We start from the raw sequence: 23,312 nt of genomic DNA on the forward strand, positions 1-23,312 counted from the left end.
CGAGGTCAAACTACGAGCCCCCGCTTCGGCGGGGGTTTTCTTTTGTGCGGGCGCTCCTACATTAGGGTCCGGGCGAGGGACGGAACATGAGAGAAGAATGGCAAGGTGACGCGGAAGAGGGGGCCGGCGAGAGGGTCAGCCTGGATCAGCGCAGCAAATTCACCCTCACGCGTTTCAGGCGTTCAAAATACACCCAGATGTTTGCCTGGCTGATCACCCTGTTTAGCTGGACATCTTGAGCGCCGAAATCAGGCCCGGATTTACCGCCTCTTAACCCTGAACGGGCAAACTCGCATTAACCAATTGTTATGCCGCGAAGCGGTTTCGCTTCGCGTGGGAGTTCCGCATGGCCGTCCATGATTCATTTGAGACCGACGAATCAACCATTCCGGCCGCTTTGCGTCGTTTCATGCGCAACCGCTTCCTGGAAGGCGGCGCCATGGCCCTCACCGGCCTTATCGTCATCGTCGCGTTGTCCCTGAGTTCCTGGTCAGTCAGCGATCCATCCTTCAATCATGCCACTGGCACCAAGGCTGAAAATTGGTTTGGCACGTTCGGCGCGGTCATCGCCGATCAGCTGATGCAGTTTTTGGGTCTGGGCGTTCTGGCCTTCATCTTCATTCCGCTGCGCTGGGCCTCGGCCTTGTTCAAGCATGAGTCAATTGAAAACCCAAAATCCGCTTTAGCCTATTGGCTGGCCAGCACTTTGAGCTTTGCCTGCCTGTTGGCCACCATGCCAGCCCCTGCGACCTGGCCGCTGGCCTCAGGCCTGGGTGGCAATATCGGCGAAGTGATCACCGCCGCCATTCTCTCGCTGCTATCGATTGGCATCAAGGGCAGCATCGCCGAAGCCATAGTGTTTCTGGTCTTTGCCGCCGCCACCTGGTGGACTGTGCTGAAAAGCTTCGGACTCGAAACCGCGCAGATCGTCGCCTTCTTCGCTTTTTTGAAGCCCGCGAAAAAACCGCCAGCCAAGAAAGGCAAAAAGGCCGCCGCCGCTGCAGTCATGCCGAAAGAGCCTTCGCGCTTCCTTCTGTGGTTGAACAAACTGGTGGACCGCCCTGCCAAGCCGAAGCGCCGCAAGGAGCCCGCCATCTCCTCAGATATGGATGATGAGGAACAGGGCGATGCCCTCGGCCGCTTCTCGCCTCTGAGCCTGAAGCGCCCTGTTGCCGAACAGGATGAAGAATTCGACGCCGAAGACGAGCCGCCCTTCGACATGGATGACCAGCCAGAGGCGGATGAGGAATTCGAGGACGAGGACGAAGAAGCGCCCCAGCCTTCCCGCGCCAAGGCCGCCCCACGCGCGTCCACCAAGCCTGTCAGAAACAAATTCGAACTGCCTTCGCTTGATCTCCTCAGCGAGCCAAAGAAAATCGGCAAGCTGCCCGAACTCTCGAAGGAACAGCTGGAAGAGAATGCCCGCCGCCTTGAGGGCGTGCTGGAAGATTTCGGCGTGCGCGGCCAGATCATCGCCGTGCGCCCCGGCCCTGTCGTTACGCTGTATGAACTCGAGCCCGCCCCCGGCATCAAATCCTCGCGCGTGATTTCGCTGGCCGATGACATTGCCCGGTCGATGAGTGCCATCGCGGCTCGTGTTGCGGTCGTGCCCGGCCGCAATGCCATCGGCATTGAACTGCCCAATTCGAAGCGCGAGATGGTTTACATCCGCGAGATGTTCCAGAACGAAGCCTTCATCAAGAACCAGACCGGCCTCACCGTCGTGCTCGGCAAGAATATCGGCGGCGAGCCGGTCTATGCCGATTTGGCCCGCATGCCGCACGTGCTGATCGCCGGTACCACCGGCTCGGGCAAATCCGTCGGCATCAACACACTCATCCTGTCGCTGCTCTACCGCCTGTCTCCGGACAAGTGCAAACTCATCATGATCGATCCGAAGATGCTGGAATTGTCGATCTATGAAGGCATCCCACATCTCTTGGCACCCGTCGTCACCGATCCGCGCAAAGCCGTGGTCGCTCTCAAGTGGGCGGTGCGCGAAATGAATGAGCGCTACGCCAAGATGTCGAAATGCAATGTCCGCAACATCGATGGCTACAATGCCAAAGTGGCGGAGATGAAGGCCAAGGGCGGCGGTGCCATGAGCCGCACCATCCAGACCGGCTTCAATGCCGAAACCGGCGAGCCCATTTTTGAAGAACAGCAGATGGATCTCTCCCATATGCCCTTCATCGTCGTGATCATCGATGAAATGGCGGACCTGATGCTGCAGGCCGGCAAGGACATTGAAGGCTCGGTACAAAGCCTCGCACAAAAGGCCCGCGCCGCCGGTATCCATGTAGTCATGGCCACCCAGCGCCCGTCGGTGGACGTGATCACCGGCACCATCAAGGCCAACTTCCCGACCCGCATTTCCTTCCAGGTCACCTCGAAAATCGACAGCCGGACAATTCTGGGCGAAATGGGGGCAGAACAGCTGCTGGGCCAGGGCGACATGCTCTATATGGCCGGCGGTGGCCGCATCACCCGCGCCCATGGTCCATTCGTGTCAGACGGTGAAGTCGAAAAAATCACCAACCATCTGCGCGCCCAGGGCGTGCCTGAATATGTCGAGGCCGTCACCGAAGAGGAAGATGAGGGCGGCGGAGAAGAGAGTGCTGCGGCTTATGGCGAAGGTGGCGGCTCCGGCGATGAACTTTATGATCAAGCCGTGCAAGTCGTGCTGCGCGACAAGAAGGTTTCCACCTCTTACGTCCAGCGCCGCCTGAGTGTGGGCTACAACAAGGCCGCCAGTTTGATCGAGCGCATGGAGAAGGAGGGGCTGATTTCCGCCCCCAATGGCCAGGGCAAGCGCGAGATCCTGGTGCCGGGAGACAGTGCAAGGCCATGAGCTATTTCATGAACTTTCGCTCATCTGGCCGCCCCAATTTGGCCTGCTTGTCAGCAAGATTACGTGTTAAGAGCCCCGCTAAATCGAGATTCGGAAAGGGTATCATGATCAAGTTTTTCCAGCGTTTATGTGCAGGCCTGGTTCTGGTTCTGGCCTTTGCTTCACTGGCAGAAGCCAAGGTGCCGGCTTTGCCGCTCAATGGCGACCAGCAGGCCGCGGTGCGCCGCATCAATGATTACATCAACAGCTTCCAGTCGCTGAAATGCACCTTCAACCAGGTGGGCGCCAATGGCCGCCTCACTACCGGCATTCTCTATATTTCCAAGCCCGGCAAATTACGCTTCGACTACGCTGCACCAAATCCTTTGCTGGTTGTCTCTGACGGCCGTTGGCTGACCATCAAGGACCGCGAGCGTGAACGCGGCGACCAGTTCCCGCTTTCGGCTACACCTCTGCGTCTGGTGGTTTCGCCGCAGATCGACCTTCTGGCGGAAACCGATGTGATTGCCTTTGACACCAAGGACAGCATCACCACCGTTTCCCTGCAGGACCGCAAAGATAAGCTGGGTGGCTACATCACTCTGATGTTTGACGAACAGCGCAAGCAATTGACCCAGTGGACGGTCGTTGACAGCAAGAGCCGCCGCACCACCGTGCAGCTCACCGATCTGCAATATGGCGGCAAGTTTGATCCGAAGCTTTTCGTCGCTGGCGATATCAACAAAACCAAGGACTAAGCCAGCGGGTTGCACAAACCATTGTCCCATGCCATTTGATTGGCATGGGATTTCGTTTAGCAACTTGGAATATCAACTCCGTCAGACTGCGCATCGGTCTTGTTGAAAAGCTCCTGAAGGAGCACCAGCCCGATATTCTCTGCCTGCAGGAAACCAAATGCCCGCAGGGGCAATTTCCCTCAAAATCATTGACTGAGCTGGGCTACACTCACATCGCCGAATTCGGTCAGAAGGGTTATCATGGCGTGGCGATTGTCTCGCGCCTTCCCTTCCACACCCAGCATTCGCGCGACTTCTGCCTGAAGGGTGATTGCCGTCATGTCAGCGTGAGATTTGACGGCAAGAATCCTTTCACTTTGCACAATCTCTATGTGCCCGCCGGTGGCGATGAACCTGATACCGAGATCAACATCAAATTCGCCCACAAGCTTGGCTTCCTCGAAGAGATGGAAGAATGGTCGAAGAACCATGCTTACCCGAAGGATGGCGAGGCCATCATGGTAGGCGATCTCAATGTGGCGCCGCTGGAACATGACGTGTGGAGCCACAAGCAGCTCTTGAAAGTGGTCTCGCACACCCCGCCGGAAACCGAACGCTTCGACAAGATGCTCAAGGCCGGTGGTTGGGTCGACGTAATGCGAAATCAAGTGCCCCCATCCGAAAAACTCTACACGTGGTGGAGCTACCGCAGCGCCAATTGGCAACTGGCCAACAAAGGCCGCAGGCTCGATCACATCCTGGTCACACCCAAGCTTGCCGCCAAGGCGAAAAATCTCGTCGTGCTGAAAGAAGCGCGCGGCTGGACCCAGCCATCAGACCATGTGCCGGTGATGATGGATTTCGGCTAACCGAGATCCGAAAAGCTTCGCGCCCGCGTCAGTGCCGCGCGCACTGATTCCAGCTCGCGCATATGCAGCTCCAGCCGTTCCGAAAGATTGCGCAGAACCATTTTGCCGAAATCCGGAAATTCCTGCGTCACGCGGGCAAATAGCGCGGGCGCAATGGCTACCGTGGCCACCGGGCCTTCGGCAGTACCGGTTATTGTATAGGGGCCTTGCCGCAGCATGCTCATTTCGCCCAGAAGGGCGCCGGCTTCGGCAAAGCCGTAGGCATCTTCACCATCATGCAGGCTGACTTTGCCGTCCAGAATGAGATAGGCCGCCTTGCTCTTCTTGCCCTTGGTGATGATGTCATCGCCCGGGCCGAAATCCTGCCGCTCGGCAGCGAAGGCCAGGATTTGCAAAGCCACGGGATCGCAGCCCTTGAACACAGGCAGCTGCAGCAGCGTTTGCGTATCGGCACGCACGCTCATGCTGATTCCGTTTGGGTAGAAGCCCCCTGAGTCGCCATAAAGTTGTTAGAATCCCAAAGCCCGCAAAGATCAAGGCACCAGTTTATAGCCGCCGCCTTCGGTGATCAGGATTTCGGCATGCGCCGGGTCGCGCTCGATCTTCTGGCGCAGGCGGTAAATATGGGTTTCCAGCGTATGGGTGGAAACACCGGCATTGTAACCCCAGACGTCCGCCAACAGCGTTTCGCGGGTGATCGGCGTTTCGCCGGCCCGGTACAGGAACTTGATGATCGAGGTTTCTTTTTCCGTCAGCCGAATTTTCTTGGCATCGTCGCGAATCAGAACCTTGGAAGCCGGCTTGAACTGATAGGGGCCTACCTGGAACACCGCATCTTCGCTTTGTTCATGCTGCCGCAAATGCGAGCGGATGCGCGCCAGCAAAACCGCAAAGCGGAATGGCTTCAGCACATAATCATTGGCACCTGAATCGAGGCCCAGAATCGTGTCGGCATCAGACCCCTCGGCCGTGAGCATCACAACGGGGCCCTTGTAGCCGTTCTTGCGCATCAGCTTGCAGGCCTCGCGGCCATCCATGTCAGGCAGATTGACGTCGAGAATGACAAGATCGGCATGCTCAGCCTTCAATGCCTTTACACCCGCCCCAGCGGTGGCGGCTTCCTCCACCGAGAATTCATCGTGGAGTGAAAATTGGTCCTTCAGCGTTTCGCGAAGGGCATCATCATCATCAATGATCAGAAGTTTTTTGGTATTGGTCATGTGAGTCCATCTGGGCTTGGGCGCACTATTGCCTCACTCCGGAAAAAGAGCAAAGACAAGAACTTGTGACCACAGCCATAACATATATTTTTGTCCGCGCGATCAATTCTAACGTGCATCGCGGTGTCCTGCAACTTGGCCACCGCTCTTTCCGCTGCATCCTGGGCAAAAACGGCCAGACTTTCTTCAAGCGCGAAGGCGACGGCAAAAGCCCCAAAGGCCGCTGGAAGCTGGAACAGCCCTATTTCCGTCAAGATCGGCAAAACCGATTCAAGACCCCGCTGAAGATGAAGCCGCTCAAGCCGAATGATGGCTGGTGCGACGCTAAAGGCCACAAGGATTACAATCGCAAGATCAGACTTCCATTTGTGGCCTCGCACGAAAATCTGTGGCGAGACGATACGGCCTATGACCTGCTTTTCACCACCGATCACAACCGGCGCCCGCGCGTGCAGGGTGGCGGCAGCGCCATTTTCTTCCACCTGATCCGCGATGGTGCGACTTTCACCGAAGGCTGCGTCGCGCTTAGCGCGCGTGACATGAAGCTGGTCCTCGCGGCTTGTTCGAAACACACCTGCTTGGTGATTCGATGAGCAGTGGAGACGCTGGTGAAATCACGGCCCGCTGGCTGCCTCAGGCGCAGTTCAAGGAGCGGCACGGCGCCGTTGTTACAGGCTCGGCTGAAACCATTCTCGCCACGCTCAAATCATTCGATGTTAGCCAGGACAAAGTGATGCGCTTCATGATGGATCTGCGCGAGGCGCCGTCGCGGATTTGGGCCAAGTTGGGCGGCCATTCCGCCATTGCGGGCTGTGCACGGTTTGGCTTGGATAATTTCACACTTCTCGGAGAGTCACCGCATGCGCTGGTCTATGGAATGGCCGGACGCTTCTGGCAGCTTGATTACGGCTTGGAACATTTGGACTCTCCGGACGCCTTCAAGCACTTCAACATGCCCGGCGTATCTCGACTAGTCATGGCCTACAGTGCCATCGCGCGCGCCGATGGCTTGATCGATCTTGTCACCGAAACCCGCGTTTATTGTCCTGACCAGAAAAGCTTGAACCGGTTCAGGCCCTATTGGATCGCGATCCGCCTGGGCAGCGGCTTCATCCGCCGCCGCATTCTGGCGCGGGCTAGCCGGTGATCTTGGGTCGCGACCCAAAGATTGCGGAACCGACGCGCACGTAAGTAGCACCTTCTTCAAGTGCGGTTTCAAAATCGCCGCTCATCCCCATCGAAAGCTCCGTCAGGCCATGCCGCGTGGCCATGTCCTTCAGCATTTTGAAATGCGGTTGCGGATCGTCCTCGGCGGGCGGAATGCACATCAACCCGGCCACGGCGAGGGGGCAGGATTTCAGGAAGCCATCCACATCCTCCGGCATCACTCCGGCCTTCTGCGGCTCACGCCCCGTATTCACCTGCACAAAGCATTTGAGCGGCTTGCCTTGCTTGGCCATTTCCTTGGCGATAGCTTCGGCAATCTTGGGCCGATCAATCGTCTGGATCACGTCAAACAGCGCCACGGCCTCAGCCGCCTTGTTGCTCTGCAGGGGGCCAATTAGATGGAGTTCGATGCCCTCAAACCTGGCCCGCAAGCCCGGCCATTTGCCTTGCGCTTCCTGCACCCGGTTTTCACCGAAAATGCGCTGCCCTGCCTCCAGCACCGGCACGATTTCATCGGCCTCAAAGGTCTTGGACACAGCGACCAGCCTGGCCCTGCCGCCAATCTTCGCATTCACCGCCTTAAGCCTGGTCACCGCATCGCTCATGGCCCGTCTATGACCGTGGTTGCGCCGCTTTTCAAGGACTGGTACGGAACCTCCCAAACCTGAGCAGGAATGATATTTTGGCCGTCGAACGTTACAATCACCGCGAAGCTGAACCCAAATGGCAGGCCCATTGGGCCTCGGCCAAAAGCTTTGAGGCGACAGAAGACGCGGGCAGGCCGAAATATTACGTCCTTGAGATGTTCCCCTATCCCTCAGGCCGCATCCATATGGGTCACGTGCGCAATTATACGATGGGCGATGTGATCGCGCGCTTCAGGCGTGCCTGCGGCTACAATGTGCTGCATCCGATGGGCTGGGACGCGTTCGGCATGCCGGCTGAAAATGCCGCCATCGAGCGTGGCGTCCACCCCAAGGGCTGGACCTATGAGAACATCGCGTCGATGAAGAGCCAGCTGAAAAGCATGGGCCTCTCGCTCGATTGGAGCCGCGAATTCGCCACCTGCGACCCAAGCTATTACAAGCATGAGCAGGCGATGTTCGTGGATTTCCTCGGCGCCAATCTGGTCGAGCGCCGCGTCTCACAGGTAAACTGGGACCCGGTCGATCACACCGTGCTGGCCAATGAACAGGTGATTGACGGCAAGGGTTGGCGCTCGGGCGCACCCGTCGAAAAGCGTGAGCTTGCCCAGTGGTTCCTGAAGATCACCGATTACGCGCAAGAACTGCTCTCGGCACTTGATACGCTGCAGGACTGGCCGGAAAAAGTGCGCCTTATGCAGAAGAACTGGATCGGCCGTTCGGAAGGCCTGCGCTTCACCTTTGATCTGGTCGATGCCAACGACAAGCCAGTCGAAGGCGGCCTCACAGTTTACACCACGCGCCACGACACGCTGTTCGGCGCGAGTTTCTGTGCCGTATCCGCCGACCATCCGCTCGCCAAGAAAATCAGCGAGACCGATGCAGGCCTCGCAAAGTTCCGCCAGGACGTGGCAGCACTTGGCACCTCGGAAGAAAACATCGAGCGCGCCGAGAAGAAGGGCTATCCGCTCGGCCTTTACGCGCTGCATCCCTTCGACAAATCGAAGAAGCTGCCGGTATATGCCGCCAATTTCGTGCTGATGGGCTATGGCGAGGGCGCCATTTTCGGCTGCCCCGCGCATGATCAGCGCGACTGGGATTTCGCCACCAAATACAATTTGCCAATCCTGCCCGTCGTCGGCCCCCAGGATGGGGCAGCGGTCGATGTATCGAACGGGCCCTATCTGGAAAAAGACGGCGAAGAAGCCAAGCTCATCAATTCCGATTTCTTGAATGGCCTGACTGTTGAAGCCGCCAAGGCCGAAATGGCCAAGCGCATGGAAGCCACGGCTCATGCCAAGCGCGTCGTGAATTTCCGCCTGCGTGATTGGGGCGTGTCGCGCCAGCGCTATTGGGGCTGTCCCATTCCGGTCATTCACTGCAAATCCTGCGGCATCGTTCCGGTGCCGAAGGACCAGCTGCCGGTCACGCTGCCGGAAGATGCCAAGTTCGACAAACCTGGCAACCCGCTGCTGCATCACCCCACCTGGCGTCACGTCGATTGCCCCAAATGTGGCGGCAAGGCCGAACGCGAGACCGACACCTTCGACACCTTCATCGATTCCAGCTGGTACTATGCCCGCTTCGCCTCACCGCAGGCCGATCAACCAGTCGATCCCGCCGCCGGCAAATATTGGCTGCCCGTCGATCAATATATCGGTGGCGTGGAACACGCCATTCTGCATCTGCTCTATTCGCGCTTTTACGCGCGCGCCATGATGAAGATCGGCCAGCCCAATGTGGCCGAGCCCTTTGCCAATCTGTTCACCCAGGGCATGGTGGTGCATGAAACCTACCGCACCGAAAAGGGCGAATGGGTTTTGCCCGTGGAAGTGGTGGAGAAGGACGGTGCCTGGGTTCACGCCAAGAATGGCGAAAGCATCATTCTGGGCGGCATCGAAAAGATGTCCAAGTCCAAGAAGAATGTGGTTGATCCCGATACCATCATCGCTGCTTACGGCGCTGACACGGCCCGCTGGTTCATGCTGTCGGATACGCCGCCCGAGCGTGATCTCGAATGGACGGAATCAGGTGCCGAAGCCTCTTGGCGTTTCACCCAGAAAATCTGGCGTCAGGTCAATGAAGCTGCCGCCTTGCCGAAATCCGCACCTGACACGGGTGCTGACGGCATTGCACTGCGCCGCACCACCCATCAGATCGCATCCGCTATTACAGGCAATCTCGATAACCTGTATTTCAACGTGGCAATCGCTAATCTCTACAAGTTGGCCAATGCGCTGAATGCCGGGCTTGCCGCCGAAAGGCGTTCTCCCAGTCTGGATGCCGCCTGCCGCGAAGCGGCGGAATACCTCACCTTGCTGATGGCCCCAATGATGCCGCATTTGGCTGAGGAAAGCTGGAAGGCGCTGGGCCATGCCACGGCCGTGGTTGATACGCCCTGGCCCAAGGCGCTGCCTGAGCTTCTGGTCGAAGATGAAGTGACCATCGCCATTCAGGTCAATGGCAAGCGCCGCGACGAGATCAAGGTTGCCAAGGGCCTTGATCAAAAGGCTCTGGAAGGGCAAGTTCTGGCTCTCGAGAACGTCAAGCGCGCCATGGAAGGCAAGCCTGCAAGGAAGATCATCGTCGTGCCCGACAGGATTGTGAACATCGTATGCTGAAGGCTTTGAGCATTCCCCTGCTGGTTTTGCTGGCGGTCGCCCTTGCCGGCTGCGGCACCTATCGGCCGCTTTATGGAACAGCATCAGGCGGTGGCAATGTGGCCACGACCCTTGCTGCCATGTCAGTGCAGGAACAGCATGACCGCGCCGGCCAGCTGGTGCGCAATGAATTGCTCGACGGCGCTAATACCGGCCGTCAACGTTATGATCTCAAGCTCGCCGTGCGCGAAGGCGTGATCGGCGTCACCACGTTCTCCTCCGGCAATCTGGCCCGTCAGCGCTACAATCTGCAGGGCCATTACGAGCTGGTCGATACGCAAAGCAGCAAGGTCATCACCAGCGGTGACACCTTCTCGAATGTGGAATTCAACACGCTGAAAATTCCGGTGGCGGATTTACAAGCCGCCGACAATGCCCGCACCCGCGCGGCCAAGGAACTGGGCCAGGATATCCGCCTGCGCCTGGCCGCTTATCTTTCCGCACATCAAGGCTGATCCTTGGGCGTTCTGCGCGAGGAAGAGTTTGAAGGCTTTCTCAAACGCCGCGTCAGCGGCGCCAATGGCATCCTCATCCATGGTGCCGATGAAGCGGCGGTTTCACTTCTGGGCCGACAGGTGATCGTGGCCTTGGGTGGCGAAAGCCAGCGCGTTGATATCAGCGCCGCCAAGGACAGCCCCGGCTCTTTCGCTGATCAGTTTCTGTCTTTGTCTTTGCTGGGTGACCGGCAGGTCCTGCTGGTCGAACCCGCCGACGACAATGGATTGAAATTTCTCGATGCCGCGATCAATCATCCCACCACAGCGAATTTTGTGGTGGCACTGGGTGGCAATCTCAGCAAATCCTCCAAACTGCGCGCCGCCTGTGAGGCCGCTCCGCTTTTCCAGTCGCTGGTCATCTATGAAGAAGACGAAGGACGCCTGCGCGCGCGCATCGCCAAGCTGCTTAGTGCACAAGGCTTGAGCTGGGGAGAAGATGCCGAGGAAGAATTTTTCTCTACCGCCGGTGCCGACCGCGCCATCGTCACGCAGGAGGCCGAAAAACTCGCGCTCTATGCCCATGGCCAAAACGAAATTCCGGTTGCGGATGTACAGGCGATCTGCGGCAACACCGCAGAGTTCAATGCGGATGAATTGATTGACGGTGTGCTGGCGGGTGATCTCGAAACGGTGGACCGGATCGATCAGTCTCTGTCGGGAGAGTTGCGTTCATTCTTTGCGCTGTTCCAGCTTCATCTTAACAAGCTGCAAGCTTTGCGCGTCGAGATGGAGCGCGGCATGAATGCTGATGCCGCAGTCCGCGCCGCCAAGCCGCCGATTTTCTTCAAGCGCAAACCCGCCATCATGAACCAGCTTCGGATTTTGTCACTGGATGATTTGGTGCAAATCCAAACCACCATCCTGGATGCCAGCCTTCAATCCAGAAAATTCGCTGCTCTGTCCGAGGCCATCAACAGCCGCACGCTGTTGTCACTGGCGAGGATGTGCCGGAGCAAGGCGTCCTAAATCCCTCACCCGGCGCTTGCACGCCACCTTCTTCCGCAAGCGGGCGAGCTACAGCGACCCGCCCAGTTTCTTGATCACTTCGTCCAGCTGATCGAGTGTCTTGTAGCTGATCACCACCTGTCCGCCCAGCTTGTCCTTGTGCTTGATCGCAACGCTCAGCCCCATGATCTCGCTGAGCTGCTTCTCAATCGCCCGTGTATCGGCATCCTTTTCCGGCGCTGCAGATGCAGCACCCTTGCGCCGCCCAGCCGGTGCCTGCTCACGCGCCAGGTCTTCCGCCTGACGCACCGAGAGGTTCAGCTTGATGATCTTCTCAGCCAGTTCTTCCGGCGAATCAGTCGCGATCAGCGCGCGCGCATGGCCAGCAGTGAGACTTCCTTCTTCGATCTGCTTTTGCGTTGCATCCGGCAGATTGAGCAGGCGCATCGTATTGGCGATGTGGCTGCGGCTCTTGTGAATCGAATCAGCCAGCGCCTGCTGGGTGTAGTCATATTGTTCCATCAGCTGGCGGTAGGCACGCGCCTCTTCCAGCGGATTGAGATCGCTGCGCTGGATGTTTTCAATGAGCGCGATTTCCAGCGTCTCTTTGTCGTCCAGCTCGCGAATCAGTACCGGCAGATCATGCAGGCCGGCGCGCTGGCTGGCGCGCCAGCGGCGTTCACCGGCCACGATTTCAAACGAACCATCGGCGCGCGGGCGAACCACCAGCGGCTGCAGCAGGCCCTTGTCCTTCAGCGACTGCGCCAGGGAGTTCAATTCTTCCTCAGCGAAATGCTTACGCGGATTATGCGGATTGGCATGCAGCAGCTCGATCGGCACATGGCGGAGCGAGCGCACATCCTGCACCACCGATTCTTCTGTGGTGTCGTCGCCGATAAGCGCGGCCAGCCCCCGGCCCAGTCTGCGCTTTTGTGCCTGTGTCATGAATAAAGTCCTTTAGTAAAGAGATTACTTAAACGTTCTGGATACGAATCAATCACGCGGCTTTGAGGTCGCGCTCGCGCCGGATCACTTCCGAAGCCAGGCGAATGTAGGCCTGTGACCCCACGCACTGATGGTCATAGAGGATGACCGGCTTGCCATAAGACGGCGCTTCCGAGACGCGCACATTGCGCGGGATGACCGTGTCATAAACCTTGTCGCCCAACACTTCGCGCACGTCTTGCGCCACCTGGTCGGAGAGCGAATTGCGCTTGTCGAACATGGTGAGCACCACGCCCTGGATCACCAGTTTCGGGTTCAAAGTTGAACGCACGCGCTCCACCGTTTTGAGCAATTGGCTCAGGCCTTCGAGCGCAAAGAATTCGCATTGCAGCGGCACCAGAATCGCATCCGCCGCACTGAGCGAATTGATCGTCAGCAGGTTCAGCGAGGGCGGGCAGTCGATCAAGATATATGAGTAATGACGCTTGTTCTTCGCGTTCAGAAGATTGATTGCATCATAAAGCCGATGCGTCTTGCGTTCGAAATCGGCAAGCTCAAGCTCTGCGCCCAAAAGGTCAATCGTCGCCGGCGCGCAATGCAAACGCGGGATCGCGGATTCGATGATCACGTCATCGAGATCAGCTTCCCCAATGAGCACATGATAGGATGATTTCTGGTGTGGCCGGCGCGTGATGCCAAGCCCGGTCGAGGCATTGCCTTGCGGGTCCAGATCAACGACCAGCACGTCTTCGCCCACTGCCGCAAGTGCAGTGCCGAGATTGATAGCGGTCGTCGTTTTGCCCACGCCGCCCTTCTGATTGGCCACTGCCAGGATGCGCGGTTTTGCGCCAGAGATGTCATTTGCCATGTTTTGCCTCTTTCACTTCCAGGATAACCGCGTCCGCGTCAGTTATGCTCGAATGTTTCACTGCCGTAATTTTCCAAGATTTAGCAGCTTGGGCCAATTCTGCATCAACATCTTGTCCTTTGTGGAAAAGTGCGATGGCCCCTTTTGCCATAAAGGGTGAGGCATAGGCGAGAAGATTATCCAGCGGCGCAAAAGCCCGGGCCGTAACCAGCTGCACTTCCGGCATCGACTTGGGCGCCGCATCAAGTTCTAACCGCTCACGATGCACACTTCCCTTGACCCCCATCTGCCGCAGGGCCTCCTGCAGGAAAGAGACTTTCTTGGCGTTGGACTCATAGAAATGAACGTGCGCCGCCTGGGTGGCGGCGAGGACCAAAGACGGAAAACCGCCACCTGAGCCCAGATCGGCAATCGCTTGCATGCCGCCCGGAACAAGGGGCAGCAGCTGAGCCGAATCCACGATATGCCGCGTCCAGATATCCGGCAGGCTGGCGGGGCCAATCAGGTTGATATGCTTCTGCCACTGCCCCAACAAACTGGCCAAGACTTCCAGCCGCGCGATGGATTCACGTGAAACGTTCAGGCGGTCCCAGGTCTCTTGCGGGATTGGATTCATGTGAAACATTGTCCTCTGTCCGTCGCTGCCTAGCATCGCAGGCAGGTCGAAACCAGCTCCGCCAAACCGCTATCCCCACGCCATCAAGGCAATGGTTAATCAGGCCACCTTGGCAGCGGGTTTCTTGATATGTCCCAACAGACAGGCCAGCCCTGCCGGGGTCATACCTTCCACCCGCGCGGCCTGACCCAGTGTGACTGGCTTCGCCCGGCTCAATTTCTGCCGCAGCTCCATTGAAAGGCTGGGTATGGCGAAGTAGTCCAGATCAGATGGGATCGTAACACCCTCATCCTTGCGCAGGGAAGCGATCTCGGCCTCCTGCCGGCCCATATAGCCAGCATAGAGCGCATCGGCCTCCAGCGCCTCCCGGGCGAAGGCAGGCAGCATGTTGAGCACAGGCCAAAGCTCGGCAGCCTTGTCATAGCCCACATCCGGCATGGCAATCAGTTCCAGCGCATTGCGGTTGCGGCCATCCTGATTGACCCTCAGGCCAGCCTTGGCCAGTGCCGCCGAGGTCATCGATGATTCACGTGCAACATTCCGCGCCTGATCCAGCACCGCCAGCTTGGTGGCAAAGGCTTCCGCCCGCGCTGTTCCCACCAGGCCCAAAGTGATGCCCCGTGGCGTCAAGCGCTGGTCGGCGTTGTCAGCCCGCAGTGAGAGACGGTATTCGGCCCGCGAAGTGAACATGCGGTACGGTTCAGAAACACCGCGCAACACCAGATCATCCACCATCACACCGAGATAACCCTCGGCGCGGTCAAAGCTGGTCGTGGCACTGCCCGAAGCGGCCAGTGCGGCATTCAAGCCGGCAACCAACCCCTGCGCGGCCGCTTCTTCATAGCCCGTCGTGCCATTGATCTGCCCGGCCAGGAACAGGCCCGGCAGCTTCTTCACTTGCAGATCGTGGCTGAGTTCACGTGGATCGGCATAGTCATATTCGATCGCATAACCCGGCCGGATGATGCGCACATTTTCCAGCCCCGGCATCGAGTGGATGAAATCGGCCTGCACATCTTCCGGCAGCGAGGTGGAAATGCCGTTGGGATAGACCGTGTCGTCATCCAGCCCTTCCGGCTCCAAGAACACCTGATGCGAGGTTTTGTCCTTGAAGCGGTGGATCTTGTCTTCAATCGAGGGGCAATAGCGCGGCCCCGTCCCCGAAATCTGCCCAGAATAAAGCGGTGACCGGCCGATATTATCGGCGATGATCTGGTGGGTGCGGGGCGTGGTTTCGGTGATGAAACAGGAGATCTGCGGGGTGCTTATGGAGGCATTTAGGAATGAGAAGGGGACTGGCGGGTCATCACCCTTCTGCTCTTCAAGCACCGCCCAATTGATCGTCTTGCCATCCAGCCGCGCTGGCGTACCAGTCTTCAGGCGGCCCAGCAGCAGGCCGGCCTTGGTCATCTGCTCCGAGAGGCCCAGAGCGGGTGCTTCACCCACCCGGCCCGCCGGGATCTTCTGCTCGCCAATGTGGATCAGGCCGTTCAGGAATGTGCCGGTGGTCAGCACCACGGCGCTGGCCTGAAGCTCGCGGCCATCGCCGGTCTTGACGCCAGTGACGCGGTTGCCATCCATCAGCAGCGCGACAGCGCCGCCTTCGACGATTTCAAGATTGGCTTGCTCGGCGAGCGCAGCCTGCATCGCCTCGCGGTAAAGCTTGCGGTCGGCCTGCGCACGGGGGCCACGCACTGCCGGGCCCTTGGAACGATTGAGCAGGCGGAACTGAATACCCGCCTTGTCAGCCACGCGGCCCATCAACCCGTCGAGCGCATCGATCTCACGCACCAGATGGCCCTTGCCCAAACCACCAATGGCCGGGTTGCAGGACATTTCACCAATGCTCGATGCCTTGTGGGTGACCAGCGCGGTGGATGCACCCATGCGTGCGGAAGCCGCTGCCGCTTCACAGCCGGCATGGCCACCACCTACAACGATCACATCAAACTTGGTCTTCATCGCGGCGCATTTAGTCCGTCCACTGATCAAGGTCAAACAGCGCGTCTGCGCTTCACGTGAATCAGGACGCGCGAACCCGTTTCACGTGAAACAGCGTTAACGTCTCATTTACCAATGCAGAACTCGGAGAAGATCTTCCCGAGCAGATCTTCAACATCAACATGCCCGGTGATTGAACCCAAAGCACGCGCTGCCTTGCGCAAATCCTCAGCAATCAATTCATGTGGCCGTGAAGGCTCGTCCAGCACTTTGTTGAGGAGCCGAATCGAATCCGAAACTGCGCCCGCATGGCGCTGACGCACCACAACTGCATGCTCCACATTGGCCATACGCTTTTTGATTTCGGATGACAAAGCCAAGCGCAGCTCATCTAAACCAGCGCCTGTTCGGGTAGATACGGGTAGGGCCGCATCATTCCGGGTGTGAATCGATGGTAAGTCGGCCTTGTTGAGAATCCGGATATCAGGCGTCCGAGGTGAATCGCTACTATCGGTAATATCGGTCGCAGAAACCCAGATCAGAATGTCGGCATCGCTTACGGCAGCTGCCGCGCGTTCAATCCCCATTTTCTCGATCATGTCATCGGTAGCGCTGCGAAAGCCTGCCGTGTCGGTGAGAGTCAAGGGTAACCCTTCGAACATCACTTGCGCTTCCACAATATCCCGGGTCGTACCGGCAATGTCGGAGACGATAGCCGCCTCGCGCCGCGCCAGAGCATTGAGAAAGGATGACTTGCCCACATTGGGAGCCCCGGCGATCACCACCTTCAACCCGCTGCGCAAAGCCGCGTTCTGTGAAAATGTACTCAAGGCAGCTTCAAGCTCTGCCACCAGCCGCTTGATGACCGGCTGGGCCAAGTCTCGTGCCCGGTCAGCCACATCGTCCTCTTCGACGAAATCGATAGCCGCTTCATGCAGGGCCAAAGCTTCGATCACCTGCCGCCGCCAGCCCTCATAGGCACCGCTCGCCTCACCGAGGAACTGGCGCATCGCCAGCCGCCGTTGGGCCTCACCTGTGGCAGCGAGAAGATCTGCCAGACCTTCGATCTCCACCAGGTCCAGCTTGTCGTTGTGAAAGGCGCGGCGCGAGAATTCGCCCCGGTCAGCCAACCGCAAGCCGTAAACATTCGACAGTTCAGAAAATATGAATTCGATGATGGCAGGCGCGCCGTGAACATGCAGCTCCGCCATGTCCTCGCCAGTGGCCGAAGCCGGCCCTGAAAACCACAGCACCATGGCTTCATCGATCACCTGGCCGTCACGGGCTTTGAGTTTACGCACGCTGGCGACGCGAGGCTGGGGAAGGCGAACCGCCATCTCTTCCAGCACCGCACCTGCCCGCGGGCCGGATATACGGATGACCGCAATGCCCGCCTTGCCCTGGCCGGAGCTCAGGGCAAAGATTGTATCAGAGCTGATCCCAGTGCTCATTTCGGATTCGAATCGACACTGGATTTGACCCCTGATCAGGCATTCATGCTGTCGAAGAAGTCGCTGTTGGTCTTGGTCTGGCGCATCTTGTCGAGCAGGAACTCGACGGCATCGACAGTGCCCATCGGGTTGAGAATGCGGCGCAGAACGTAAGTCTTCTTGAGCGTATCGGCCTTGACCAGCAATTCTTCCTTGCGGGTGCCAGAGCGCAGGATATCAAGCGCCGGGAACACCCGCTTGTCCGCCACCTTGCGGTCGAGGATGATTTCAGAATTGCCTGTGCCTTTGAATTCTTCGAAGATCACTTCGTCCATGCGGCTGCCGGTATCGATCAGCGCGGTCGCGATGATGGTCAGCGAGCCGCCATTTTCAATGTTACGCGCAGCACCGAAGAAACGCTTGGGGCGCTGCAGCGCATTGGCATCCACACCGCCGGTCAGCACCTTGCCGGAAGACGGCACCACAGTGTTGTAGGCGCGGCCCAAACGCGTGATCGAATCCAGCAGGATCACCACATCACGGCCATGTTCGACCAGGCGCTTGGCCTTTTCGATCACCATTTCAGCCACGGCGACGTGGCGGGTTGCCGGTTCATCGAAGGTCGAAGAAATCACTTCGCCCTTCACCGAGCGCTGCATGTCGGTCACTTCTTCCGGGCGCTCGTCGATGAGCAGCACGATCAGATAGCATTCCGGATGGTTGGTGGTGATCGAATGCGCAATGTTCTGCAGCAGCACGGTCTTGCCGGTGCGCGGCGGGGCCACGATCAGGCCACGCTGGCCCTTGCCGATCGGTGCCACAATGTCGATCACCCGCGCCGAAGCATCCTTGCGCGTCGGGTCGGCGATTTCCATTTCCAGCCGCTGGTCCGGATAGAGCGGCGTCAGATTGTCGAAATTGACCTTGTGGCGCGCCTTGTCGGGGTCTTCGAAATTGACGGTGTTGGCTTTCGTCAGGGCGAAATAGCGCTCGCCATCCTTGGGGCCGCGGATCGGGCCTTCCACCGTGTCGCCGGTGCGCAGCGAATATTTGCGGATCTGCTGGGGTGCCACATAGATATCGTCAGGGCCCGCGAGGTAATTGGCATCAGCCGAGCGCAGGAAGCCGAAGCCATCGAGCAGCACTTCGATGACACCTTCGCCAATGATTTCGACATTGCGGTTGGCATAGGCTTTGAGAATGGCAAACATCAGCTCCTGCTTGCGCAGCGTGCTGGCCGCCTCGACTTCGAGCTGTTCGGCGATGACCAACAGTTCGGCGGGCGTTTTGCTTTTGAGTTCGGAGAGTTTCATCTCCTTGAGTTCAGGAATATCGTTCATTTGGGACTACTTTGAAAAAGGTAAAATACTTGGGAGATAACTTGGAAAAAAGCAGGCGGCGAGCAGGGGCTCAGCCAGGAAGCCCGGACGGGCTGCGAGGCCACCCTTAGCACAGATCAGGCCCCCGCCAAATGAATTTATGAAAAGGGCTTAACCACCACGAAGATGACGATCCAGATCAGCAGAACTGTCGGCACTTCGTTCAGGATTCGAAAGAAGCGCTGCGGCTTCAGGCGCTCACCGCGCGCGAAGGACGCCACATAGCGTTCCAGCACGCCATGATAGGCAAAGACGCCAAACACGCCGAGCAGCTTGAAAGACAGCCAGGGCGACGACCAGGCAAAACCTGCCAAGTGAACTGTGGCGGCACCCGCGATCAAGGCCACCAAAGCGGCAGGCCGCATGATCGCCTTCATCAAGCGCCGCTCCATCACCTTGAAGGTTTCATCCATCTCGGAGCCCGACTTGGCGTCCGTGTGATAGACAAACAGGCGCGGCATATAAAACAGCGCAGCCATCCAGGCGATGACGGCCACGATGTGAATGACTTTCAGCCAAAGATACAGCATCAGCCGAAATCCCTGACGGCCTTGACCAGGCGTTCGACCGCGGAAACCGGTGTCTGCTGCATGATGCCATGGCCCAGATTGAAAATGTGCTGCTCGGCCGGAACGCTCTCCAGAATGCGCCGCGTGGCATCAACCATCGCGGCCTCATCGCCGAGCAGCAATTGATTGGAGAGATTGCCCTGCACGGCAACATGTGCGGGCAGCGTTTTCAAAACACCAGCAGCCGAAACATTTTCTTCAAGGCCGACCGCATTGGCACCCGTGGCTTGCGCAATCAACCCGTGAGCAGCACCCACGCCGCGCGCGAAAACGATCACAGGAAATCCAGGATACACCGCGCGAACGCCCTTGATGATGGCAGAGATGGGATCGATCACCACCCGTTGCAAGCTGCCTTCCGGAACATCGCCAGCCCAGCTGTCGAAAATCTGGATGGTCTCGGCGCCGGCCTTGATCTGCCCCAGCAGATAGGTGATCGACGTTTCGACCAGCCGCTGGATCAAAACCTGGAACCATTCTGGGTTCTGCCGGGCCACGCTCAGCGCCTTCTCGCGCTTCGAGCTGCCACCCTCGATCATATAGCTCGCCACGGTCCAGGGCGCCCCGCAGAAGCCGATCAGGGCCACTTGTGGGGTCAAGCTGGCCTTCACCAGCCCAACCGTCTCCCAGACACGTTCAAAGTGATCGCTATCAAGACCGTCACTGAGCAATTCAACGTCACTCAGGCTCTCAACCGTTTCCAGCTGCGGGCCTTCGCCTTCCTTGAAATCGAGACCCAGTCCCATCGCATGAGGAACAACAAGGATATCAGAAAAGAGTATGGCCGCATCAAAATCAAAACGGCGTAAGGGTTGAAGTGTGACTTCACAAGCGAGCTTCGGATCATAGCACAGCTTGAGAAAAGAACCGGCCTGCGCTCTCACCTCACGGTATTCCGGCAGGTAGCGCCCGGCCTGACGCATGATCCACATCGGTCGGCGAGACGGCTTCACCGCGTTGAGAACGTCCAGAATGGGTTTCAAGCACTTCCCCTAATATAAGAGAGATAGATTCTATTGATTCTTCTATTGGCACCTGAACAGGCACAATATCAGGGATAACTTGGAAATCAGTCTCATATCTTGTGGAAAAACAAAACAGGCTGAATGCCGCAGCATATCAAAAGCCGGATTCAATGCGGATTCCCAATTGGGAGTCAGATGTGATTGTCTTCCACAGGATTCATAGATTCCTAGCGCCAAACTGACCTCTGTGGATAAACCTGTTCGCCTTTTCAGGCCATCCCTGCGATAAGCCGTTTTTCTCCCGCTCTATCCACAGTCTATACAGATGCCAGATTTCAAACTCATTCTCGCTTCGACAAGTGCCACGCGAGTGAAAATCCTGCGCGGCGCCGGCCTGGTTTTTGAGGCGCAGCCTGCGAAAGTGAATGAAAAAGGCCTGCATGCCATCCATGCCCATTTGCATCCGGATGATCTGCCCATCGAGCTGGCCAGAGCCAAGTCGCTTTCGTTGAGCACTACTCATCCTGACGCGATGATCATTGGATCCGATCAGGTCCTGAATTTCCACGGCAAGCCTTTGCACAAGGCCAAGACCATCGCTGAAGCGCGGGACAAATTGAAAGCCCTACGCGGTCATACGCACGCGCTTTATTCCGCGGTGGCCTGCGCGCAGGGCGGCAAGATAGTTTTTTCGGATTGCCAGAGCGTCAGCCTCACCATGCGAAATTTCAGTGATGCGTTTCTGGAGGACTATCTGATCAAGGCGCAAGACGCCGCGATGAATTCCGCCGGCTGCTATCACTATGAAGGCCTGGGTGCGCAGCTGTTTGAGAAAGTGGAGGGTGACTACTACGCCATCCTTGGCCTGCCACTGCTGCCGCTCCTCGCCTTCCTGCGGCAAAGCGATATAGTGCCCTCATGAAGAAGGCCTGCGTCATAGGATATCCGATCGCCCATTCGCGCTCACCGCTGATCCATAATTATTGGCTGAAGCAGCACGGCATCGAAGGCCTCTATGAAAAGCGCGAGGTGAAGCCGGAAGACCTGGCCGACTTTCTGACCCATCTCGACGCCCATGGCTATGCCGGCTGCAACGTCACCATCCCGCATAAGGAAGCGGCGATCCCGCTGGTGGGCAAAATGGATGATATCGTGCGCCGCACCGGCTCGCTCAACACCATTTATCTTGACAGTGGAATCATTTCGGCCACGTCATCAGATGGCGAGGGCTTCTATCAGAATTTGGTTGCCACAGTTCCGGGCCTAGATCTCAAGGGCCAGACCGCCGTTATTCTCGGCGCCGGCGGGTCCGCTCGCGCCATTATCGAGCGTTTGCTGCGCACCGATCTTGCCAGAGTCAAGATTCTCAACCGCACCGAGGCCCGCGCACAGGAACTTTGCAACATTTTTGGCACGCGCGTTCAATGGCTTGCGCCAGACCGTTTCGGAATCGAATCGGCATCCGCCCGCTTGCTGGTCAACACCACATCGCAAGGCATGAAAGGCCAGCCCGCCTTGCAGCTCGATCTCTCTGCGCTGCCCGCCAGCTGCATCGTGGCCGACATTGTCTATGTACCCCTGAAAACCGATCTCCTGAAACAGGCCCAAGCCCGTGGCCTGCAAACTGTTGGCGGGCTGGGCATGTTGCTGCATCAGGCCGTGGTCGGCTTCGAGAAATGGTTCGGCATCCGGCCCCAGGTCACGCCGGAGCTTTATGATCTCGTGGCCAATGATGTTGATCCGGAATATCACCGATGATGCGCATTGGCCTCACGGGTTCCATCGCCATGGGCAAGTCAGAAGCGGCCCGCTACTTTGCCAGCCGTGGCATTCCCGTCTTCGATGCCGATGCTGAAGTGCACAGGCTCTATGATAGTGCTGAAGGTGCCACCCTGCTGCGGCCCTACCTGCCTGAAGCCACCGCGGAAAACCGGGTGGACCGCAAGATCGTCACCGAAATGATCATGAAGGACAAGGATCTCCTCAAGAAACTCGAGCAGATCGTCCATGCCGAAATCCGCCAGCGCCGCAGCGCCTTCGTCGCCAAGGCCGAAGCTGAGGGAAACAAGGCGGTCATACTCGATATTCCGCTGCTGTTCGAAACCGGAGGCGAGAAAGACGTGGATGCATCGATCGTGATTTCATCACCTGCGCATGTGCAGGAGCAGCGCGCGCTGGCCAGACCCGGTATGACCAAGGAGCGCCTGGCCATGATCCTCGCGCGACAGATGCCGGATGCTGAAAAACGCAAGCGCGCCACCTATGTAATCGAGAATGACAGCACTGTTGAACACCTGCACAAATCACTTGCGGCTTTGCTGATGAAAATGAGATTCTCGGCGCATGCGTGAAATTGTTTTCGATACTGAAACCACCGGCTTCAAGCCTGACGAGGGCCACCGGATTGTCGAAATCGGCATGGTGGAACTAGTCAACCGCATGCCCACCGGCAAGCACTACCATGTCTATCTCAACCCGGAGCGTGACATGCCGAAAGAAGCCGAGGCCGTACACGGGCTTTCATCCGCCTTCCTGAAGGACAAGCCGCTCTTCGCTTCGCAGGCCGAAGCGCTGATGGAATTCATCGGCGATGCAGTGCTGATCGCCCACAATGCCACTTTCGACATGACCTTCATCAATGCCGAACTGGGCTATACCGACCGTCTCTCGATCCCGCCTGACCGGGTCATAGACACGCTGCTTCTGGCCCGCCGCAGCCACCCGATGGGGCCGAACAGTCTCGACGCACTTTGCAAGCGTTACGGTGTTGATAATTCCCGCCGCACCAAGCATGGCGCTTTGCTCGACGCCGAGCTGCTGGCCGACGTCTATCTGGAAATGACCGGCGGCAAACAGACCAGCCTTGGTCTCGCTGCAGCACCCAAATCCACCAAGCTTTACGTGGTGGGATCAGTCGGCGCCCCCAGCCAGCGGCTTCGACCGCTCAGCGCTCGCCTGACTGATGATGAACGCGGGGCTCATGCCGAAGCGGTCGAAGCACTAGGCCCCGACGCGCTCTGGAATCAATAA

The 23,312-nt window shown here is 58.1% G+C and carries 24 protein-coding genes; 13 read left to right on the forward strand and 11 right to left on the reverse strand.

Translation table 11 applies throughout. From position 1 onward, the window contains the following. Positions 1-86: 86 nt before the first annotated feature. The 4 genes from F8B91_RS15645 to xth all read left to right on the forward strand — a co-directional run bounded on the left by F8B91_RS15645 (position 87) and on the right by xth (position 4,436). A complete protein-coding gene (locus tag F8B91_RS15645; RefSeq protein WP_196504774.1) occupies positions 87-239 on the forward strand; it encodes a hypothetical protein in 153 nt (50 codons plus the stop codon). Positions 240-346: 107 nt separating this feature from the next. Beyond that, positions 347-2,851 carry a DNA translocase FtsK gene (locus F8B91_RS15650; RefSeq protein WP_196504775.1) on the forward strand — a complete coding sequence of 835 codons (2,505 nt, stop codon included), beginning with the start codon at positions 347-349 and terminating at the stop codon, positions 2,849-2,851. Positions 2,852-2,955: 104 nt separating this feature from the next. After that, complete coding sequence (locus tag F8B91_RS15655) at positions 2,956-3,588, forward strand: LolA family protein (protein ID WP_196504776.1); 633 nt, start codon at positions 2,956-2,958, stop codon at positions 3,586-3,588. A 44-nt stretch (positions 3,589-3,632) separates the two neighbouring features. Further along, positions 3,633-4,436, forward strand: coding sequence for an exodeoxyribonuclease III (gene xth, locus F8B91_RS15660; RefSeq protein ID WP_196504777.1), 804 nt, complete (start codon positions 3,633-3,635; stop codon positions 4,434-4,436). On the opposite strand, the gene F8B91_RS15665 is transcribed toward xth, so the two are convergent. Together F8B91_RS15665 and F8B91_RS15670 are read right to left on the reverse strand one after the other, a co-directional pair. Continuing rightward, the gene (locus F8B91_RS15665) at positions 4,433-4,900 is read right to left on the reverse strand and encodes a Crp/Fnr family transcriptional regulator (protein WP_196504778.1); all 468 of its coding nucleotides are present in this window, start codon (positions 4,898-4,900) and stop codon (positions 4,433-4,435) included. The genes xth and F8B91_RS15665 overlap by 4 nt on opposite strands. A 69-nt stretch (positions 4,901-4,969) precedes the next feature. Then, the gene (locus tag F8B91_RS15670) at positions 4,970-5,656 is read right to left on the reverse strand and encodes a response regulator transcription factor (RefSeq protein WP_196504779.1); all 687 of its coding nucleotides are present in this window, start codon (positions 5,654-5,656) and stop codon (positions 4,970-4,972) included. 113 nt (positions 5,657-5,769) lie between these two features. On the opposite strand from F8B91_RS15670, the gene F8B91_RS15675 reads away from it, so the two are divergent. Next, complete coding sequence (locus F8B91_RS15675) at positions 5,770-6,249, forward strand: L,D-transpeptidase family protein (protein ID WP_348641807.1); 480 nt, start codon at positions 5,770-5,772, stop codon at positions 6,247-6,249. Further along, the gene (locus F8B91_RS15680) at positions 6,246-6,803 is read left to right on the forward strand and encodes a hypothetical protein (protein WP_196504780.1); all 558 of its coding nucleotides are present in this window, start codon (positions 6,246-6,248) and stop codon (positions 6,801-6,803) included. Before F8B91_RS15675 ends, F8B91_RS15680 begins: the two co-directional genes overlap by 4 nt. Here the strand turns inward: F8B91_RS15680 and F8B91_RS15685 are convergent. Beyond that, positions 6,793-7,428, reverse strand: a complete 636-nt coding sequence (locus F8B91_RS15685; protein ID WP_196504781.1) for a YggS family pyridoxal phosphate-dependent enzyme — start codon at positions 7,426-7,428, stop codon at positions 6,793-6,795. The two genes, F8B91_RS15680 and F8B91_RS15685, sit on opposite strands and share 11 nt — an antisense overlap. Positions 7,429-7,505: 77 nt before the next feature. Here F8B91_RS15685 and leuS point away from each other — a divergent pair, with 77 nt between their 5' ends. Genes leuS through holA form a run of 3 tightly spaced genes read left to right on the forward strand, consistent with a single transcriptional unit; the run spans position 7,506 to position 11,590 of the window. Continuing rightward, a complete protein-coding gene (leuS, locus tag F8B91_RS15690) occupies positions 7,506-10,088 on the forward strand; it encodes a leucine--tRNA ligase (RefSeq protein WP_196504782.1) in 2,583 nt (860 codons plus the stop codon). After that, positions 10,082-10,582: a hypothetical protein gene (locus tag F8B91_RS15695; RefSeq protein ID WP_196504783.1), complete on the forward strand. Its 501-nt coding sequence runs from the start codon at positions 10,082-10,084 to the stop codon at positions 10,580-10,582. Before leuS ends, F8B91_RS15695 begins: the two co-directional genes overlap by 7 nt. Before the next feature lie 3 nt (positions 10,583-10,585). Further along, on the forward strand, positions 10,586-11,590 hold the full coding sequence (gene holA, locus F8B91_RS15700; RefSeq protein WP_196504784.1) for a DNA polymerase III subunit delta: 1,005 nt from the start codon (positions 10,586-10,588) through the stop codon (positions 11,588-11,590). A 48-nt stretch (positions 11,591-11,638) separates the two neighbouring features. Here the strand turns inward: holA and F8B91_RS15705 are convergent, their stop codons facing one another. The 8 genes from F8B91_RS15705 to hemE all read right to left on the reverse strand — a co-directional run bounded on the left by F8B91_RS15705 (position 11,639) and on the right by hemE (position 20,300). Beyond that, complete coding sequence (locus F8B91_RS15705) at positions 11,639-12,514, reverse strand: ParB/RepB/Spo0J family partition protein (protein ID WP_196504785.1); 876 nt, start codon at positions 12,512-12,514, stop codon at positions 11,639-11,641. Between the two features lie 52 nt (positions 12,515-12,566). Next, on the reverse strand, positions 12,567-13,382 hold the full coding sequence (locus tag F8B91_RS15710) for a ParA family protein (RefSeq protein ID WP_196504786.1): 816 nt from the start codon (positions 13,380-13,382) through the stop codon (positions 12,567-12,569). Beyond that, entirely contained in the window at positions 13,372-13,998 is a 627-nt protein-coding gene (rsmG, locus tag F8B91_RS15715) for a 16S rRNA (guanine(527)-N(7))-methyltransferase RsmG (RefSeq protein ID WP_196504787.1), read from the reverse strand. The genes F8B91_RS15710 and rsmG overlap by 11 nt, the downstream gene beginning before the upstream one ends. Positions 13,999-14,097: 99 nt before the next feature. Then, entirely contained in the window at positions 14,098-15,960 is a 1,863-nt protein-coding gene (mnmG, locus tag F8B91_RS15720) for a tRNA uridine-5-carboxymethylaminomethyl(34) synthesis enzyme MnmG (protein ID WP_196504788.1), read from the reverse strand. A 104-nt stretch (positions 15,961-16,064) separates the two neighbouring features. Further along, the gene (gene mnmE, locus F8B91_RS15725; RefSeq protein WP_196504789.1) at positions 16,065-17,390 is read right to left on the reverse strand and encodes a tRNA uridine-5-carboxymethylaminomethyl(34) synthesis GTPase MnmE; all 1,326 of its coding nucleotides are present in this window, start codon (positions 17,388-17,390) and stop codon (positions 16,065-16,067) included. Positions 17,391-17,425: 35 nt separating this feature from the next. After that, positions 17,426-18,709, reverse strand: a complete 1,284-nt coding sequence (gene rho / locus F8B91_RS15730) for a transcription termination factor Rho (RefSeq protein ID WP_196504790.1) — start codon at positions 18,707-18,709, stop codon at positions 17,426-17,428. 137 nt (positions 18,710-18,846) lie between these two features. Further along, the gene (gene hemJ, locus F8B91_RS15735; protein ID WP_196504791.1) at positions 18,847-19,278 is read right to left on the reverse strand and encodes a protoporphyrinogen oxidase HemJ; all 432 of its coding nucleotides are present in this window, start codon (positions 19,276-19,278) and stop codon (positions 18,847-18,849) included. After that, a complete protein-coding gene (gene hemE / locus F8B91_RS15740) occupies positions 19,278-20,300 on the reverse strand; it encodes a uroporphyrinogen decarboxylase (protein WP_196504792.1) in 1,023 nt (340 codons plus the stop codon). Before hemE ends, hemJ begins: the two co-directional genes overlap by 1 nt. 307 nt (positions 20,301-20,607) lie before the next feature. Between hemE and F8B91_RS15745 the strand changes: the two genes are divergently transcribed. From F8B91_RS15745 to dnaQ, 4 genes are read left to right on the forward strand one after another with little or no spacing between them, the layout of a single operon-like run. Further along, positions 20,608-21,204 (forward strand): Maf family protein, encoded by a 597-nt coding sequence (locus F8B91_RS15745; RefSeq protein WP_196504793.1) that lies wholly within the window; start codon positions 20,608-20,610, stop codon positions 21,202-21,204. Next, entirely contained in the window at positions 21,201-22,040 is an 840-nt protein-coding gene (locus F8B91_RS15750) for a shikimate dehydrogenase (protein ID WP_196504794.1), read from the forward strand. The genes F8B91_RS15745 and F8B91_RS15750 overlap by 4 nt, the downstream gene beginning before the upstream one ends. Beyond that, positions 22,037-22,633: a dephospho-CoA kinase gene (gene coaE, locus F8B91_RS15755; protein ID WP_196504795.1), complete on the forward strand. Its 597-nt coding sequence runs from the start codon at positions 22,037-22,039 to the stop codon at positions 22,631-22,633. The genes F8B91_RS15750 and coaE overlap by 4 nt, the downstream gene beginning before the upstream one ends. Further along, positions 22,626-23,312 carry a DNA polymerase III subunit epsilon gene (dnaQ, locus tag F8B91_RS15760; protein ID WP_196504796.1) on the forward strand — a complete coding sequence of 229 codons (687 nt, stop codon included), beginning with the start codon at positions 22,626-22,628 and terminating at the stop codon, positions 23,310-23,312. The genes coaE and dnaQ overlap by 8 nt, the downstream gene beginning before the upstream one ends.

Source organism: Aestuariivirga litoralis, from assembly GCF_015714715.1.
Taxonomy (GTDB): Bacteria; Pseudomonadota; Alphaproteobacteria; order Rhizobiales; family Aestuariivirgaceae; genus Aestuariivirga; species Aestuariivirga litoralis_A.